This window comes from Flexivirga sp. YIM B11880, from assembly GCF_058148645.1.
Window position 1 is genome coordinate 256,469 of record NZ_JBMAMH010000004.1, and the last position, 16,406, is coordinate 272,874.

Below are 16,406 nucleotides of genomic sequence, written 5' to 3' on the forward strand. Positions count from 1 at the left end.
TCATGTGTCCCGTTCGCGCTGGGCCGCCTCCACGCGCTCCTTCTGCTCGTCGTCCATCTTGCGGGTGTCCCGCGGCTCGGCGAAGGGCTCCACGTCGGGCGGGAGGCCGGCGTGAATCGCCCGCTGGTGCTGGGTTTCCGCGTCGAACTCCAGCCCGAGCAGGACCGCGATGTTACTGATCCACAACCAGACCAGAAAGATGATCACGGTGGCCAGCGACCCGTAGGTCTTGTTGTAGGAGCTGGAGAAGGACACATAGAGCGCGAACGCGCCGGAGGCGATCAGCCAGACCACCACGGCGACCACACCACCTGGCGTGATCCACCGCAACCCTGGTTGTTTGACGTTGGGGGTGAAGCGGTAGAGCACCGCGAACAGCAGGCTGACCACGATCAGCAGCACCGGCCACTTCGCGATTTGCCAGACGAGCACGAGCGAGTTGCCGATGCCGAAGGCCTTGCCGACCTGGGTGGCGATCGGGCCGGTCACCAGGATGATGACGACGCAGATGACCAGCATCACGACCACCGCGAGAGTGGTGAGGATCCGGACGGGGATCGTCCGCCAGATGGGCCGGCCCTCACCGATCTCGTAGATCGCGTTGGCCGCGCGCATGAACGCCGCGACATACCCTGACGCGGACCACAGCGCGATGATCAGACCGACGACGGCGCCGACGCCCGCCATACCGGCCCGGCCCTGCACCTGTGTGATGACGATGTGCAGGAAGCTCGCGACACCGCCGGGAGCCAGCTTGTCGACGTTGTCGAGGACCCTCGTCGTGGTCGACTTCCCGAACAGTCCCATGATCGAGACCAGCACGAGCAGCGCCGGGAAGATCGCCAGAATTCCGAAGTAGGTCAGCGCCGCCGCGTGATCGGTGACGTTGTCGTGCCGGAACTCCCGGAAGGCGCGGACCAGGATGTCCCGCCAGCCGGCCTTCCGGATATCGCTGAGTTCGCCGGGCTCGCCCGAACTCTGCTCGCGGTCCTGGGGTGTCGAACTCATCTCGGATCCTCCCGTCGGGGGCGCGTGGCCCTCGGGCCACGCGCCGTCTCGTCCCGACCTACTGCGTCCGCTGCTCCGTCGCTGTCTGCTTGACATCCTGGGTGGCCTGCTGGGCCTGGCCGGACACGTGCGCCGCAGCGTCCTGGGCGGTGGAGCGGACCTCGTCGACCGCGTTCTGGGCCGGCTCGCGCAGGTTGTCGACCATCTCCTGGCCGGCCTGCTTGGCCTGGTCCATGACCGGCTGTGACATCTCGCCGGCCTTCTCCCGCAGCTGCCCGGCGGCCTGCTGCTCGGCCTGGCTGGCCGGGAGGAGGGACGACAGCAGCCATCCGGCGCCGAACGCAATCAGCCCTGCAGCCACCGGGTTTCCCCGCGCCTGCCGCCGCACCGTACTGGGCGCGGACCGGACTGCGTCTGCGCCGCTGCTCATGGTGTCGACTGCCGACGAGGTCATCGAGTCGTCGTCGTGCGCGCTGCCCATGACGCGGTCCTTGAGGCTGGTCGCTGCGTCGCGGGCGCGGCCGGCCTGGCGCCCGGCGATGTGCCGGGGGCTGACCTTTTCGCCCAGCGCGTTGACGTCGTCGCTGAGTTCTGCCCGCGTGCGTTCGATGTCCTGGCGGATCTGTTCCGGGTCGTTGGTGCTCATGGGGTCCTCCCGTCCTGGCCCTTGAGGGCGTCGGGTACTTCTTGGATGGTGTCGATGGTGCGTTCCGGTTTCGGGTGTACGGTGCGCAGCTTGCTGCGGCCGGTCAGTGCCAGGATGGCGCCGATGACGGCCCAGACGCCTGCCACGATCAGGGCGGCCCAACCCTGGTCCATGACGTTGGCCAGCGCCCACCACAGAGCGATCGAGGCGAACAACAGCACCATGTAGCCGGCGAATCCGGCGCCGGCGAGCATGCCCGCTCCCTTGCCGGCCTTGGTCGCCTCGTCCTTGATCTCCGCCTTGGCCAACTCCACCTCCTGCCGCATCAGGGTGGACAGGTCGCGACTGATCTCCTGGATCAGCTCGCCGACGGACGCCTCCGAGCTGCTCTCGCGTCGGGGTGGGGCCTGTGCCATGGGAACCTGCTCAGGCACCGGCACATCCTCGCCATACAGCGTCATGGCCCCACCACCGGGTTGTCCACGGTGCCGGGCAGCGGGTACGCGCCCTCACCGATGGTCGGATTGGCTCGTGGAGCAAGCGGATCCGGCTCTCCGAGCGGCGACGGCGCTTGGGCGGCCACTGTCGCCTGCGAGCGTTCGACCACGGCACGGCTGTGATCGTCCTCATGGCCGGCGGACGCGATGCCACGGGTCAGGCGGCCCGCCAGCACGCCCGCGAGGGCAGCACCGGCCAGGAACGCGCCGGGACGTCGACGACCCAGGCTGCGCAGCTCCTCCAGTAGATCGCCGGGCTCGCGCTGCGCGAGCCAGTCCGCGGCCTGATGCGCCTTGTCGGCGCCCTGCCGGGCGGCTTCGGTGGCCAGCCCGGACTGACCACCTCGGTCGGCCATCGCGCGCAGTTCGTCGACGAGATCGCGCAGCCCGCTGACGAGCTTGTCCTGTTGCGCGCCCGCTTGCTCACGCAGTTGACCGAGCGCCTCCTGACCGAGGTCCCGAGCCTGAGCGGTCGCCTCCGCGGCAACGTTCTGTGCCTCGTCGGCGGCCGTGCGGGCCGTCTGCGTGCCGGACTCCTGTGCGGTCTGCGCGACCTGAGTCGCCTTCTCCTGCATCGAATCCGTGCTGGATCCCGACGACTGGTCGCCACCGGATATGGGTGTTTGGCTCATGATCTCTTCTTCCTTTCCGGGTATGCCGAGAGGATTCTCGGCTCGGCCGGCGAAGCGCTTCAGCGGCGTCGCCACGCCATACCCGCGACGGTCCAGCACTAACCCGGAGCGGACGGATTTTTTGGTAGCGGAGAACGCTGCTGGGTGTCTAGCCGGCGAGCCCGCAACTGCGCGGTCGAGTGCGCCGCCAGCCGGACCCGGCGACCGCGGTACCGCACTCCACCCCGGAGCCGCTGCCAGGTCGCGAGCCATACGCACACGGCGCGCTCCGCCACCCAGACCGGCGCCCACAGTGAGCACGTCCAGCCGAACTCCGTCCGCCCGCGGTGCCGCCGGCGGCCGATCTCGGCCAGCAGCACGGGTGCCGCCACCCAGAGGGCGATCAGCCGCGGCCGTGCGCGGACGCTGAGCACGAATGCCGGAAGCAGCGCGCACTCGCCCAGCAGACGCCCCGGTTGAGCGAAGCTGTCATAGGCCTGGCGGATGCGCTGGCTCCAGAACTGTGCGGGCGTTGGTGCGGCGCGGCGCACGAAGAGATCCGGACGGTCGCTGACGACGGCGCCCGCGACCAGCAAAGTGCGCACCATCTCGAGGTTTTCGAAGAGCGCGTCACCGTCGTAACCACCCGCTTGCCGGAAGGTCGCGGTGCGAACGCCGTACGTTCCGGGATAGTCGTGACCGACGGAGCGGTTGACCAGGATCCGCGCGGAATCCCATTGGGCACACCAGCTTCCGCTGTTGTACACGCATTGCGGGCGCACGATGTCGGCGGTCTCCAGGGCGCGCGCCATGAGGGCGAGCGCGGCGGCGTCATACCGCACGTCGTCGTCGGCGACGATCACCCGATCATGGCGGGCCAGCTGCACTCCGGTGACGACGCCCGCCACCTTCCCGTTCGCCCCGTGGCGCGGCGCGGGACGCACGTGACGGACGGCGCCGGCCCACCGCTCGTGATGACGGTCGAAGAGGTCAGCAGGTGATCCATCGACGACCGTCACGTCCACCACCTCGGCGAGCAGGCGCAGATAGCAACCGAGCCGGTCCGCATCCCGCAAACTGGTCTCGCGGCTCCAGGCCAGCGGGAGGACGTACTCCAGCTCGTACCTCGTGGACATCAGCCAACCTGTTCGATCACCTCGAAGTCGATGGGTTTGCAGACGCCGCCGTTCGACTTCTCCGCCGAACACGCCGTCACTCCGACCAGCAGGTCCATCTCCGCCCGGACGACGAACCGGTCGCCGGCTTGCGAGGTCGGCGGGTCGATGTGCATGGCGCCATCGGCTTCGAACCACACGTTCATGAAGATGTTGAACGTGGTCGAGATCATCCCCGCAGGCACGCCGAAGGGACCCAGCGCACCGACCAGATTGTCGTAACAACTCGGGTGACTCGCGCCCTGGAGATCGGGATAGAGCAGGTCGAACGTCGCCTGACTGCACGGCGTCAGCAGGAAGTCGTGCCGGCCGCAGGTGTCCTCCTCGATCGTCAGCATGGGCCGGCTGAGGTTGCTGTAGAGGGTGTCACCCGTGGAGAAGTAGATCTTGTTGCCGTAGTCGATGCTGCGGCCGTTGCTCAGCCAGTCGTCTCCCCCGTCGCCGGCGACACAGAAGAGGTCGCTGACCTGCCCCCCGGTGGGGTCCACGAACACCAGCCGGTCCCCTGCGCGCAGTCGCACCCCGGCTCCCGTCTGGGGTTCGAGTCGGTGCATCACTCCACCTCCGTTTCGTGCCGCGCCGACGCGAAGTTCGCGTCCGCCGTCCACCCCCGGTCGACGGCGCGGCCGGAGTACTGCCGCGCCTCCGACGCATCACCGAAGTCCTCCACCATCGGATTCGGGCAGCCTTGCAAACGGCTGTCCCGCTCCCGGATGCGCTTGCGCATCGTGGGGAAAGTTCCCTCTGCACGGAGCTTCTCGAACTGCTCGTGCAGGTTGAACACCAACGTCGGCCAAGGCGCGCGGCGCGCGACGCGCGAGGCATCGGGGTGCAGTCCGACGACGAAGTATGGCGTGCCGCCCGCGCTGAACGAGAAGTGCGGATCGTCCGGGTCGTCCGACACCAGGCCGCTCCACGGTGCGCTGTCGGCGTCGGCAATGCACTGCAGCTGCCGCCACAGCAGACGCTCGAAGCCTTCTTCGTCGGTGCGCTCGGGCTGTCGGAAGATCGCGACGAAGGAGGCGAACCCGTCGTCGACGTCCGTTGTCGCGGCGAACTCGGTCAGCGCGCCGAGCAGTTGTCGTCCGGCGTCGCGCGATCCGAGGCGTGGCAGCACGAGCACCGAGGCGCGATGCCGGTTCATGACGGACCGCGCGCCGAGGCACGGATAGTCGGGATGCAGGATCATCCGGCGGAACGCCTCCGCGAGCTCGGCGGCGTCGGCATCGTCCGGCGGCCGAGGCGTCCACGTCGTGTGTGGCGCATCGGCAACGGTTGGCTCAGCTGTCATGGGCATGCTCTCCTCACGCTCAAGTGGTCACCGGAGTACCCCGTGGGGCGAAATGCCACTCGTTGCCGAGCATTTGAGCCGCGTCCCGCCGATGCTTGGCGGGGAAGCGAAGCGGGTAGCCCTTCGGCATGGACATCACAGAGATCATTCAGCAGCAGCACGAAGAGCAGCGCCGTGGCTTCGCGGCCCTGGAGGAATGGCCACGTGACGACACCGAGGGTCTGGCGGCGATGTGGCGCCGGCTCGCGATCCTGCTGGAGAACCACGCGGAGGCGGAGGAGCGCTACTTCTACCCGGAGCTGCTCAAGCTCGGCACGGGCGCGGCGGATGCCAAGGATGCCCAGGAGGAGACCCAGGACGCGGTGCACGACCACAACGAGATCCGCGCGGCGATCCGCAAGGCCGACCGGTGCAAGACCGGGACCGACGAGTGGTGGACAGCCGTCATCGACTGCAACGTGCACAACAGCACGCACATGGGTGAGGAGGAACGGCAGGATCTCGCGGATTTCCGGCAGCAGACCAGTCTCCAGTTGCGGCACGACATCGCGATCCAGTTCCTGCGGCTGGAGGCGATGAACGCTACGTCGGGCGTCAAGCCGGCCGACAAGGACCCGGACAAGTACGTGGAGGAGCACGAGGAGTCGGGCGACAAGCCGTCGGCCGCAGAGAAGTCCCCCGGCCCCCAGGAGCACTCGAAGACTGCTGGCGAGTCAGCCTCGAGCTGACGACGACGCGCTACTGGTGCCGGCGGCGCAGCAGTTGCAGCGCCCGTCGCGGCAGCTGCAGAACCAGCCGAGGTAGCTGCAGGAGCAGCTGCCCCAGGCCACGCGCCGGCCGCACCACCGCTCGCGCCCACCTCATCAGGACGCGCGTCCCGCGCAGAGTGCCGCTGCGGGCGTACCGTGGCCAGCTCCTGGGGTCGAGCGTCCCCACCCGACCGAAACACCAGCCGGCGAGGAACGCCACGAGCGCGGTGCACGCCACACTCACGACCGGGTTCTCCGGCCGGGACACTCCCAACGCCACACCGCCGACCAGCAGGCACACCGCACCGACCATGAGCTTTCGCCGCGGACGCAGCAGCCGGTTCATCCGCTGGGCGAACCCGGGGTCGCTGTCCAGCAGCGACGCCTCGATCTCATGAATTTGCCGTTCTTCATGCGGCGTCAGGCCCATCGCGCGCCCTCCTCATCCACCAATCGGCTGCGGCATACCCGAAAGCGGGGGCACCGAATCGGGTAGCGACCCACCGTCCGACCCGGCCGGCTGGGTTACTTTCCATTCTGGGCCGAATCGCATTGCCGGCAAAGAGGTTTGCGCGATCTGCCGATGGGGTATTTTCCCTCTCTGACCCCGTTGCGGCGCACCCCGGCGCCGACGGGCATCACTGAAGGAGAGAGACATGATCATTCTCGGGATCATCCTCATCATCATCGGCTTCATCGTCGGCATCCCGGTCCTGTGGTGGATCGGCATCGTGCTGCTGGTAATCGGCCTGATCCTCGCCCTCCTGGGTGCCACCGGACGCGCGATCGGCGGACGCGCCCACTGGTACTGACGGTCCGCAGGGCCGCCGAGAGGGTGCGGTTGTCGTCGTACGTGCCGGGGAACGACGACAACCGCCTCTCGGCGGCCGTGGAACGTCAGTCCGCGTGCTGGATCAACGCCGGGACGAGTGCGCCCGCATCGGGGGTGCCGAGGCCGCTCGCGGCGTCCCAGCCCCGCGTCGCCGAGAACCCGGAAACGACAGGGGTGCCCGGGTAGTGGTTGTCGCCCGCGGTCACGTCATGGAAGTCGTTCGCATAGTTCTTCTTGGAGTGCGACAGCGCATAGAGCGTCTGGTTCATCGCTCCGATCCGACCCGCAGCGCCCTGGTCGGCGAGCGCCACCAGGCCCGCCCACTGCGGAGAACCCGCACTCGTCCCGCCGAACAGGTAAACGGCCTGGCCGGAACCGCCCGGTGAGTAGACCGTGAGAACCCCGCCGATGATGGCCGCGTTGTAGGCGACGTCCGGCACACCACGAGACGGCAGGTGCAGGTTGCCCTTCTGGTATGGCGGTGTGCCATACAGCACCGAGAACCCGCCGCCGCCGGCCGCTTCGAAATTCGGCTCGTTCCAGACGGTTTCGCCGTGATAGGCGCCGGTGATGCCGTCCGCGTCGAGGCGGGTGCCGCCGACGGCCGTGACGTTGGGGTCGGTCGCCGGCGTGCTCGCCGCCTTGAAGAACGATGCGCCGTCACAGGTCGGCTGCGCCGAGCCCTGGTCACCGGACGAGGCGAGCAGGGTGATGCCCTTGGCCGTCGCCGCATCGAAGATCCGGTGCTGCCCCGCGATCAGCGCCGGGTCCATGCATTGCTCGGCTTCACCGAAGCTCTGCGAGATGACGTCGCCGATGTTGTTGTCGACGGCGTACTTCGTGGCCGAGAGAATGTCGGCGTCGTTGTTGGACCTGGCCAACACCAGCTTGATTTTCGCGGCCGGTGCGATGGCGTGCGCCCATTCGACGTCCAGGGTGATCTCGCCCTGCCAGCTGACCTGGTTGGGGTCCTGGGGATCGAAGGGCGTGAGCCCGTCCGGGGCGATCTGCTGCAGGTCGGCAGCAGGCAACCCGAAGAGCGTGTTGAAGACGGTGAGGTCCTTGACCAGTGAGGGGCTGGAATAAGAGTCGACGATGACGATCGTGCGACCGCGTCCGTCCAGGCCCTGGGCGGCGAGCTTGTCGAAGCCGTATGCCGCCCGCATCTGTGCGGGACCGTAGCAGCTGGCCGGGACGGTCGTTTGGCAGCTGAACACCGTGCCCGTGGGACCGGCGGCGCCGACCCGTTTGTGGTGCGGCTGGGCGCCGACCGCCGGGGTCATCGCTCCCGAGGCAGTGCGCGCGGCGGGCGCGGCGGTGCCAGGTGCGGCAGCCGCCACGGCGAGAGCAGCGGACCCGGCCATCGCCAGGAGGGCGGCAGCCTTGCGTCCGGTGCGGGATGAGGTGTGGGTCATGAATGGGTCCTCCGTCCTGAGCGACACCCGACGGGCGGCTCAGTCGTTACCTGTGCGCGGCTCGGGGTTGGCCGGCGCATCGGCAACCTATACCCGCAGGCCAGCACGCCGGGGCGATTCGCCGAGATCGCCTACGGTGAACCGGAACCGTTGCCGGTGCACGGCCTTCCGGCCGGGGCGGGATGATGGCTCCAGCCGCCGCTTCCGCGAGCGGCCCGCCATACCGGAAGGACCCGCCATGACGACGCAGCCGACCGCAGCCGAGGTCCTGGTCATCCAGCCATGCGACGACGACCCGCTCGGCCGGTTCGAGGGCTGGCTGACCGAGCACGGCATCGCGCTGCGCACCGTGCGGCCCTACCTCGGGGACGCCGTCCCGGCGCGGCTGGCGGCCGACGGACTGATCGTGCTCGGCGGCGACATGAGCTCCAACGATGACGCCGAGTACCCGTGGCTCGAGGACATTCGGGCGCTCTATCGCGACGCGGTGCAGCACGATCGGCCGACGCTCGGCATCTGTCTCGGCGCCCAGCTGCTGGCGCAGTCCCTTGGCGGCAACGTCGTCACAGGGGCGTCCGGGACCGAGGCCGGGCTCGTCGCCGTCACACTGACGGCCGAGGCAGCGGGCGACCCGCTCTTCGACGGTCTCGGGCCCGACATTCCGGTCCCCTCCATGCACGGCGACGCCATCGCAGTGCTGCCCGAGGACTCGGTGCTGCTCGGCACCGGGCAGACCTACCCGCACCAGGCGTTCCTGGCGGCTCCCCAGGCGTGGGGCGTGCAGTTCCACCCCGAGATCGCGCCCACCACCTATGCGGCATGGGCGGCCACCCACACCAGCACTGATGCCGACGAGGCGCGGCGGGTCACGCGCGGGATCGACGACCTGACGACTGCCGACCCTGCCGTGCAACAGGTCGCCGCCACGCTGGCGACCCGGTTCGCCGCGACCGTCCTCGCGGCTGTTGACCGGGCCGACAACCCGGCGAGTGAGCCGGTCGCCCGGTGACAGCCTTGCCCGCCACTCCGACTCCGGTGGTCCTCGACGGCGGTCTGTCCACCGCGCTGGAGCTGCGCGGCGCGGACCTGAGCACCGAGCTGTGGACCGCGCGGCTGCTCGCGGAGCGCCCGGACGCCATCGCACAGGCGCACCGCGACTTCTTCCGTGCGGGCGCCGAGGTCGCCACCACCGCGACCTACCAGGCGAGTGTCGCCGGCTTCGTCGCGGGCGGATACGACCGCGGAGAAGCGGAGCGGCTGATCACTCGTGGCGTGCGCCTCGCGGCCGAGGTGCGCGACCAACTCACCGGCGCTGCAACACCATTGCAGGTCGCCGCCTCGGTCGGGCCGTATGGCGCAACGCTCGCGGACGGATCCGAATACCGTGGCCGATACGGCTTGACTCCCGCACAGCTCCGGGAATTCCACGCTCCACGGCTGGAGCTCCTCGCCGCCGCGGCACCCGACCTGCTCGCCGTCGAAACCATTCCGGACCTCGACGAGGCGCTCGTCCTGGTGGAGCTGCTCGACGAGCTCGGGCTCCCCGCCTGGTTCAGCTACTCGGTCCGCGGCCGGACCACGTGCGCGGGGCAACCGCTGGGCGAGGCGTATGCCGCTCTCGCCGGGCATCGGTCGCTGATCGCTGCCGGAGTGAATTGCTCTGCTCCGCAAGACGTTCTGGGCGCCGTGCAGACCGCGGTCGCGACGACCGGACTGCCGGCGGTCGCCTACCCCAACCGCGGCGGCGGCTGGGACAGTGCCACAAAGACCTGGTCGGAGGGCGCCCCGCTGGACCTGGGACTCGTGGACGAGTGGATCGCGGCCGGGGCGTCATACATCGGCGGCTGTTGCGGCCTCGGCCCCTCCGACATCGCCGTGCTCGCGGCGCACGTGAGCTGACCCTTCACCCGAACGGAGCATCGCCATCGAAGTCATCATCCTGCCCACCGCAGCCGAGGTCGGCCGCGTCGCCGCAGCCAAGATCGCGGCGCTGGTCACCTCGAAGCCCACGGCGGTGATCGGCCTCGCGACCGGCTCCAGCCCGCAGGGCATCTACGCCGACCTGAAGCGGCGCGTCGACAGCGAGGGGTTGTCGTTCGCCGCGGCGCGCGGGTTCGCGCTCGACGAATACCTCGGGATCCCGGCCGATCACCCGCAGTCCTACCTCAGCGTGATCCGCCGTGACGTGGTGGAGCCGCTCGGCTTCAGCCCGGATCGCGTCCACGTTCCCGACGGGCGAGCGGCCGATCCCGAGTTCGCCGCCCGCTCCTACGACAGCGCGATCGCCGCTGCCGGCGGCGTCGACCTGCAGATCCTGGGCATCGGCGCCAACGGGCACATCGGCTTCAACGAACCGACGTCGTCCTTCGCGTCCCGCACCCGGATCAAAACGCTCGCTCCCCAGACACGAGAAGACAATTCGCGCTTCTTCGACTCACTCGACGACGTGCCGACACACTGTATGACGCAGGGGCTCGGCACCATCCTGGACGCTCGTGAGCTGGTGCTGGTCGCCCAGGGTGAGGGCAAGGCGGACGCGATCGCCGCCGCTGTCGAAGGACCCCTCAGCTCGTTCGTCCCGGCGTCGGCGCTGCAACTGCACGAGCACGCCGCTGTCGTCGTCGACGACCTCGCCGCGTCGAAGCTGCAGCTGCGCGACTACTACCGCTACACGTATCTCAACAAGCCGGACTGGCAACGCTTCGATCGGGATTGAGTCTCTGCCGCAGCTCCTCGCGTCACTCGCGCGCCGCCCGGTAGCGGTGCTCGGGGCGGCCGGCCGACCCGTAGCGCAGCTGCAGCTTCAGCATGCCGCGCTGCTCCAGATAGCTGAGGTAGCGCTGGGCGGTCGCCCGGCTGATCCCGATCTCGTCGGCGACCTCGGTCGCCGACAGGTCCGAGGTCGATCCGCGGACGGCCTTGAGCACCAGTTCCAGGGTGGCCGCCGAGTGACCCTTGGCCGGTGGCGGCGCCACTGCCGTCGGCGGCCGTAGCAGTCCGAACAACTCGTCGACGTCGGTCTGCCGGGCGTTGTCCGGCAGATCGGACAGCTGCTGCCGCATCCGCTGGTATGCCGTGAGCCGCTCGGTGAGGGCCTTGAAACCGAACGGCTTGACCAGATAGTGCACCGCGCCCAGCCGCATCGCGTCCCGGATCGCGTCGGTGTCCCGCGCTGCCGAGATCACGATCACGTCCGGCGGATCCGGCTCTCCGCGCAACGATCTCACGACCTCGAGTCCGTTGCCGTCCGGCAGGTAGATGTCCATGAGCACCAGGTCCGGCTCGCTCGCCCGGGCCATCGTGAACGCCTCGACCGCTCCGTGAGCGGTTCCGACCACCGCGAAACCCGGCACGCGCGAGACCATCGCCGCGTGGATGTCGGCCACTCGGTAGTCGTCGTCGACCACCAGCACGCTGAGCGCGTCGTTCGTCATACCGGACCGTCCGCGGTGAATGCTTCCCGAGGCGCACGGCGCGGCAACCGGACGGAGAAGCACGCGCCCGGACCGTCGGACACTTCGATACTGCCGCCCATTCGCGTCACCTGCCGATGGACCAGCGCGAGCCCGAGCCCGCGGGCACGGTCCCGAGTGGACGTCTTCGTGCTGTAGCCGTCCTGCAGCACGAGCTCCCGCGAGCCCGACGGCACGCCGGGGCCGTTGTCGCCCACGACCACCGACACCGCGTCGTCGTCCTCCACGACGGCGACGGTGACGCGGCGGGGCGCAGGGACCACAGCGAGCGCGTCGAAAGCGTTGTCGATCAGGTTGCCGAGAATGGTCGTGAGCGCCTGGACCTTCTCGGGCACTTCACCCAGCCGGGTGCGCGGATCGATGATCAGCTCGATGCCGCGCTCGCTGGCCTCGGCACCCTTGCCGAGCAGCAGCCCGACGATCTGGTGCGAGCCGATGTGAGTCCGCAGCACGTTGTCGAAATCCACCGACGTTCCCTGCACCTCGAGCACGAATTGCAGTGCCTCGTCCGACAATCCGAGCTCCAGCATGCCGGCGACGGTGTGCATCCGGTTGGTGAACTCGTGTTGCTGGGCGCGCAGCGAGTCGGTCAGCCCGCGCACGCCGTCCAGCTCCTGCAGCAAGCCGGTGACCTCCGTGCGGTCGCGGAGGGTGACGACTGCGCCGTGCGAGATGCCCGCAATGCAGACCGGCATCCGGTTGACGATCAGGCAGTGGTCGTCGGTGAAGACGATGTCGTCCGGCCGGGTTGACCCTCCGGTGAGCACGTCGCGCAGGCGGCCCTCCGGCATACGTTCTTCGAGCCGGTGGCCGACGGCGCCCACCGGAAGCCCGAGCAACCGCTGCGCCTCGTCGTTGACGACGGTGACCCGCCCGTCGGCGTCGAATGCGATCACACCTTCGCGGATACCGTGCAGCGTGGCTTCTCGCTCCTGCAGCAGATGCGCGATCTCGTCGAGTTCCAGCCCGAAGGTACGGCGCTTCAGCCGCCGCGCCAGTAGCCAGGACGCCACCGCGCCCATCCCGAGCGCGATCGCGAACCATACTGCGTATGAAGGGAGTTCATGCCACAGGGCACTCGAGACCGAGCTCTCCTTGATGCCGGCGGACACCTCCCCCACCATTCCGCCGTCCGGCCCGTAGAGCGGCACCCGGCCGTTCGCCGATGGCCCGGTGCTGCCGTTGTCCACACCGGTGTGCACCTTGCCGTCGATCGTGTAGATCGGCTCGGTGACCTGCTGCCCGATCAGCGCGGGGTCGGGGTGGGAGTGGCGGACCCGGTGCATGTCGATGATGACGACGTATGACGCGCCGGATCGATCGGCGATGCCGGAGGCAATGGACTGGATCGCGGACGCACAGCCGGGCGTCTCGTGCGCCATACAACTGCGGATGCGCGGCACACCCGCGGCGGCTTCGGCGATCGCGGCCGCCCGGGCCTCGAACTGGTTGTCCAGATGCTGTCGTTCGGCGCGGGCGAACAGCAGGAATCCAACGAGCGTCGTCGCCGTCAGAATGAGCAGCTGCGCCACGAAGATCTGGCTGGAGAGCCGCCGCATCCGGTATCGCATTTGCGTTCATTGTCGCCTCGGACTCTGAAAGCCGACAAGGCCCGCAGCGGTGAGCACAACGCGCTAAATGTGCATCTAAGAGCCCAATCGCGAGCTTCTTTCGCAACAGCGACGTGACGCCGGTCACTTCCTACGGTCGGTGTTCAGCACGACGAAAGGAGCAACACATGACCGGCAGGAAAACGCCGGGCGCGCCGCTACCGGACAGCGATGACGCCGCCCGGATCGAGATCACCGGACTCACGAAGCGCTACATCACCCCCACCGGCGAACCGTTCACCGCCATCCGCGATGTCACCTTCACCGTCGAGCCTGGGCAGTTCTGCGCGATCGTCGGACCGACCGGCTGTGGCAAGTCGACCACGCTCGGACAGGTGTCCGGGCTGGAGCGACCCAGCGCCGGGTCGGTGAAGGTCGGTGGCCGGCCGGTCACCGGCATCACCAAGGGCGTCAGCTTCATGTTCCAGGCCGACGCGCTGTTCCCCTGGAAGAGCGTGCTCGGCAACGTCATGATCGGGCCGACGCTGGCCGGCATGCACAAGAAGCAGGCGATCACCCTCGCCCGCGACTGGCTGCGCCGGGTCGGCCTCGCCGGCTTCGAGGACCGTTACCCCCACCAGCTGTCCGGTGGCATGCGCAAGCGCGTCGCCATGGCAGCTGCGCTGATCAACGAGCCGCGGATCCTGTTGATGGACGAGCCGTTCGGTGCACTGGACGTGCAGACGAAGGCGATCATGCAGACCGAGCTGCTCGGTCTGTGGGAGCAGGTCCGTCCGTCCGTTCTGTTCATCACCCACGACCTGGACGAGGCCGTCGCCCTCGCCGACAAGGTGCTGGTCATGACCAGCAGCCCCGGCTCCATCAAGCAGGCGTTCGACATCGACCTGCCCCGGCCACGAGGAGAGGTGCAAGCCATCCGTCACGAAAAGCGGTTCCTGGAGTTGCAGGACCAGATCTGGGCATCGCTCAAGGACGAAGTCGACCGCGCCTACGCGCAGACGGCAGGTGCGGCATGAGCTCGATCGCTGCGAAGTCCCCCGTGCCTGGCACCGCCGAGCAGTCGGAAGCCGCGATCCGGTCTGCGGCCCTGCGGGCGCGGAAACGCCGGGTAGCCCTGGTCTGGCTGGGCCGGCTCGTGCTGCTCGTCGTGGTGATCGGCGGCTGGCAATGGTTCACCGACATCGGACTGGTCAAGAAGTTCTTCTACGGTCAGCCGACCGGCATCTGGCAGAGCCTCGTCCACATGGTCACCGGAGGAGCCGATGGCACGCCGTTCGGCTCGCTCTGGGACAACCTGTGGGTCACCGTGCAGGAGGCGCTCTACGGCTTCCTGATCGGCACCGCCGCGGGCATCGTCCTGGGCGTTCTGTTGGGCCTGAACCGCTATCTCGCCGAGGTGTTCGGCCCGTACATCAAGATCGTCAACTCCATCCCCCGGATCATCCTCGGCGCGATCTTCCTGGTCGCCTTCGGCCTGGGGATGTTCCCGAAGGCATTGCTCGCCGCGGTCCTGGTGTTCTTCATCGTGTTCTTCAACGCCTTCCAGGGTGTCCGTGAGGTCGACCAGAACCTCGTCGCGAACATCCGCGTGCTCGGCGCCTCGCCGTTGCAGATGGCGCGGCATGTCACCATCCCGTCGGCACTGACCTGGATCATCGCGAGCCTGCACACGTCCTTCGGATTCGCGATCATCGGTGCGCTCGTCGGCGAGATCCTCGGCGCCCAGCACGGGATGGGACTGCTCATCAGTCACGCCATGAACACCTTCGACATGGACACCGTCTTCGCCTGCATGCTCGTCATCTCCATCGTCACGCTGATCGCCGAACTGTTGCTCACGCTGCTGGAGAAGCGCGTCCTCGGCTGGCGACCGCCGAGCCGCTCCGAGACGCAGGTCATCTGACCCGGCGCCGACGCATCGACATACCACGACTCGTCATACCAACGAAAGGAAAACACATGTACAAGTCCGCTATCGGCCTCGCGGCCGCGGTGGCCCTCACCCTCGGAGTGAGCGCCTGTTCCGGGGGCAGCAGCGGAGGAGGGTCCGCCGCCTCGGGAGGGAGCAGCAACAGCTCCGGCGCTTCTTCCCACGGCAAGATCCCCACCGTCAGCTTGATGGTCGGTGGCATCGACAAGCAGATCTATCTGCCGTACCAGTTGGCGCAGAACCTCGGCTTCTACAAGAAGTACGGCGTCAACGTGAAGCTCTCCACCGAGACCAACGGTGGTGTCGGCGCCGAGCAGGCGATGGCTTCCGGCCAGGTGGACCTCGCCGGCGCGTGGTACATCCACACCATCGATTTCCAGGCCAAGGGACAGGACGTCATCAACCTGGTCCAGTTGTCCGGCGCTCCCGGTGAGCGCGAGATGTGCGGCGTGAACAGCGGCGTCCACTCCGCGGCGGACTTCAAGGGCAAGACGCTCGGCGTCACCGACATCGGCTCCGGCACCGACGAACTGACCCAGTTCATCGCCGCCAAGGCCGGCATCAAGCACAACCAGTACCACACGCTCGGGGTCGGTGCCGGTTCCACGGCCATCGCCGCCATTCAGCGCCATACGGCTGCTTGTGTGATGACGACGCAGCCGACCGTGGGGGCTCTGGAACAGCAGAAGCTGGCCACCTCGGTGATCGACCTGGCGACGACGAAGGGCGCCACCGCCGCTCTCGGCGGTGCCTGGCCGGCTGCCGGCTTGCTGACCCAGGCCAAGTGGGCCAAGGACCACCCGGCAGCCGCGCAGGCTGTCGTCGACGCGCTGGTTGCCACCATGCACTGGATCGCGACCCACTCGGCAGCCGACATCGCGAACGCACTGCCCAAGGACTTCGTGCAGAACAGCACGATCACCAAGGCGCAGTACATCGCCGGACTGAAGACCGACAAGGGCCAGTTCCTTCCGGACGGCATCATGCCGGCGGGCGGTCCGAAGACCGTTCTGGCGATGGAGAAGCTGATCGGGGTCGACACCAGCAAGGTGACGCTGTCCAACACCTTCACCAACAGCTACGCGGAGAAGGCGAACAAGCTCGAGGGCTTCAAGACGACCACGACTCCGGCGGGTGCCGCCGGCTGATCGGCCTGGTCACACTCGTGTCCTGCAGATGGTGCGGTATGGCGCACCATCTGCAGGACA

Annotated in this window: 19 protein-coding genes; 8 read left to right on the forward strand and 11 right to left on the reverse strand. The window is 68.3% G+C overall.

Translation table 11 applies throughout. The features are described from left to right. The 7 genes from ACN8HC_RS08870 to gntA all read right to left on the reverse strand — a co-directional run bounded on the left by ACN8HC_RS08870 (position 1) and on the right by gntA (position 5,228). Positions 1–1,008 carry a YihY/virulence factor BrkB family protein gene (locus tag ACN8HC_RS08870; RefSeq protein ID WP_490074466.1) on the reverse strand — a complete coding sequence of 336 codons (1,008 nt, stop codon included), beginning with the start codon at positions 1,006–1,008 and terminating at the stop codon, positions 1–3. Positions 1,009–1,066: 58 nt separating this feature from the next. After that, complete coding sequence (locus tag ACN8HC_RS08875; RefSeq protein ID WP_490074467.1) at positions 1,067–1,654, reverse strand: DUF3618 domain-containing protein; 588 nt, start codon at positions 1,652–1,654, stop codon at positions 1,067–1,069. After that, positions 1,651–2,070, reverse strand: coding sequence for a phage holin family protein (locus tag ACN8HC_RS08880; RefSeq protein WP_490074468.1), 420 nt, complete (start codon positions 2,068–2,070; stop codon positions 1,651–1,653). Before ACN8HC_RS08880 ends, ACN8HC_RS08875 begins: the two co-directional genes overlap by 4 nt. A 41-nt stretch (positions 2,071–2,111) precedes the next feature. Then, the gene (locus ACN8HC_RS08885) at positions 2,112–2,783 is read right to left on the reverse strand and encodes a hypothetical protein (RefSeq protein ID WP_490074469.1); all 672 of its coding nucleotides are present in this window, start codon (positions 2,781–2,783) and stop codon (positions 2,112–2,114) included. A 98-nt stretch (positions 2,784–2,881) separates the two neighbouring features. Continuing rightward, positions 2,882–3,898, reverse strand: coding sequence for a glycosyltransferase family 2 protein (locus ACN8HC_RS08890; RefSeq protein WP_490074470.1), 1,017 nt, complete (start codon positions 3,896–3,898; stop codon positions 2,882–2,884). Further along, on the reverse strand, positions 3,898–4,491 hold the full coding sequence (locus tag ACN8HC_RS08895) for a DUF1989 domain-containing protein (protein ID WP_490074471.1): 594 nt from the start codon (positions 4,489–4,491) through the stop codon (positions 3,898–3,900). The genes ACN8HC_RS08890 and ACN8HC_RS08895 overlap by 1 nt, the downstream gene beginning before the upstream one ends. Beyond that, complete coding sequence (gene gntA / locus ACN8HC_RS08900) at positions 4,491–5,228, reverse strand: guanitoxin biosynthesis heme-dependent pre-guanitoxin N-hydroxylase GntA (RefSeq protein WP_490074472.1); 738 nt, start codon at positions 5,226–5,228, stop codon at positions 4,491–4,493. The genes ACN8HC_RS08895 and gntA overlap by 1 nt, the downstream gene beginning before the upstream one ends. A gap of 128 nt (positions 5,229–5,356) precedes the next feature. Here gntA and ACN8HC_RS08905 point away from each other — a divergent pair, with 128 nt between their 5' ends. Continuing rightward, on the forward strand, positions 5,357–5,956 hold the full coding sequence (locus ACN8HC_RS08905) for a hemerythrin domain-containing protein (RefSeq protein ID WP_490074473.1): 600 nt from the start codon (positions 5,357–5,359) through the stop codon (positions 5,954–5,956). Positions 5,957–5,966: 10 nt separating this feature from the next. On the opposite strand, the gene ACN8HC_RS08910 is transcribed toward ACN8HC_RS08905, so the two are convergent. Further along, on the reverse strand, positions 5,967–6,407 hold the full coding sequence (locus tag ACN8HC_RS08910) for a DUF3040 domain-containing protein (protein ID WP_490074474.1): 441 nt from the start codon (positions 6,405–6,407) through the stop codon (positions 5,967–5,969). Between the two features lie 226 nt (positions 6,408–6,633). Here ACN8HC_RS08910 and ACN8HC_RS08915 point away from each other — a divergent pair, with 226 nt between their 5' ends. Next, complete coding sequence (locus ACN8HC_RS08915; RefSeq protein ID WP_490074475.1) at positions 6,634–6,789, forward strand: DUF6131 family protein; 156 nt, start codon at positions 6,634–6,636, stop codon at positions 6,787–6,789. A gap of 85 nt (positions 6,790–6,874) precedes the next feature. Here ACN8HC_RS08915 and ACN8HC_RS08920 read toward each other — a convergent pair whose 3' ends face one another. Beyond that, positions 6,875–8,224: a S53 family peptidase gene (locus tag ACN8HC_RS08920; protein ID WP_490074476.1), complete on the reverse strand. Its 1,350-nt coding sequence runs from the start codon at positions 8,222–8,224 to the stop codon at positions 6,875–6,877. Positions 8,225–8,462: 238 nt separating this feature from the next. On the opposite strand from ACN8HC_RS08920, the gene ACN8HC_RS08925 reads away from it, so the two are divergent. Genes ACN8HC_RS08925 through nagB form a run of 3 tightly spaced genes read left to right on the forward strand, consistent with a single transcriptional unit; the run spans position 8,463 to position 10,940 of the window. Beyond that, positions 8,463–9,233 carry a type 1 glutamine amidotransferase gene (locus ACN8HC_RS08925; protein ID WP_490074477.1) on the forward strand — a complete coding sequence of 257 codons (771 nt, stop codon included), beginning with the start codon at positions 8,463–8,465 and terminating at the stop codon, positions 9,231–9,233. Continuing rightward, complete coding sequence (gene mmuM, locus ACN8HC_RS08930) at positions 9,230–10,123, forward strand: homocysteine S-methyltransferase (RefSeq protein WP_490074478.1); 894 nt, start codon at positions 9,230–9,232, stop codon at positions 10,121–10,123. Before ACN8HC_RS08925 ends, mmuM begins: the two co-directional genes overlap by 4 nt. A gap of 25 nt (positions 10,124–10,148) precedes the next feature. Next, the gene (gene nagB / locus ACN8HC_RS08935) at positions 10,149–10,940 is read left to right on the forward strand and encodes a glucosamine-6-phosphate deaminase (RefSeq protein ID WP_490074527.1); all 792 of its coding nucleotides are present in this window, start codon (positions 10,149–10,151) and stop codon (positions 10,938–10,940) included. Positions 10,941–10,962: 22 nt separating this feature from the next. Here the strand turns inward: nagB and ACN8HC_RS08940 are convergent, their stop codons facing one another. Together ACN8HC_RS08940 and ACN8HC_RS08945 are read right to left on the reverse strand one after the other, a co-directional pair. Then, positions 10,963–11,658 (reverse strand): response regulator transcription factor, encoded by a 696-nt coding sequence (locus ACN8HC_RS08940; protein WP_490074479.1) that lies wholly within the window; start codon positions 11,656–11,658, stop codon positions 10,963–10,965. Further along, the gene (locus tag ACN8HC_RS08945; protein ID WP_490074480.1) at positions 11,655–13,268 is read right to left on the reverse strand and encodes an ATP-binding protein; all 1,614 of its coding nucleotides are present in this window, start codon (positions 13,266–13,268) and stop codon (positions 11,655–11,657) included. Before ACN8HC_RS08945 ends, ACN8HC_RS08940 begins: the two co-directional genes overlap by 4 nt. A gap of 167 nt (positions 13,269–13,435) precedes the next feature. Here ACN8HC_RS08945 and ACN8HC_RS08950 point away from each other — a divergent pair, with 167 nt between their 5' ends. The 3 genes from ACN8HC_RS08950 to ACN8HC_RS08960 are packed head-to-tail and all read left to right on the forward strand — an operon-like array spanning position 13,436 to position 16,346. Further along, entirely contained in the window at positions 13,436–14,284 is an 849-nt protein-coding gene (locus ACN8HC_RS08950) for an ABC transporter ATP-binding protein (RefSeq protein WP_490074481.1), read from the forward strand. After that, the gene (locus tag ACN8HC_RS08955) at positions 14,281–15,171 is read left to right on the forward strand and encodes an ABC transporter permease (RefSeq protein WP_490074482.1); all 891 of its coding nucleotides are present in this window, start codon (positions 14,281–14,283) and stop codon (positions 15,169–15,171) included. The genes ACN8HC_RS08950 and ACN8HC_RS08955 overlap by 4 nt, the downstream gene beginning before the upstream one ends. A 56-nt stretch (positions 15,172–15,227) precedes the next feature. Further along, entirely contained in the window at positions 15,228–16,346 is a 1,119-nt protein-coding gene (locus ACN8HC_RS08960) for an ABC transporter substrate-binding protein (protein ID WP_490074483.1), read from the forward strand. Positions 16,347–16,406: the final 60 nt, after the last annotated feature.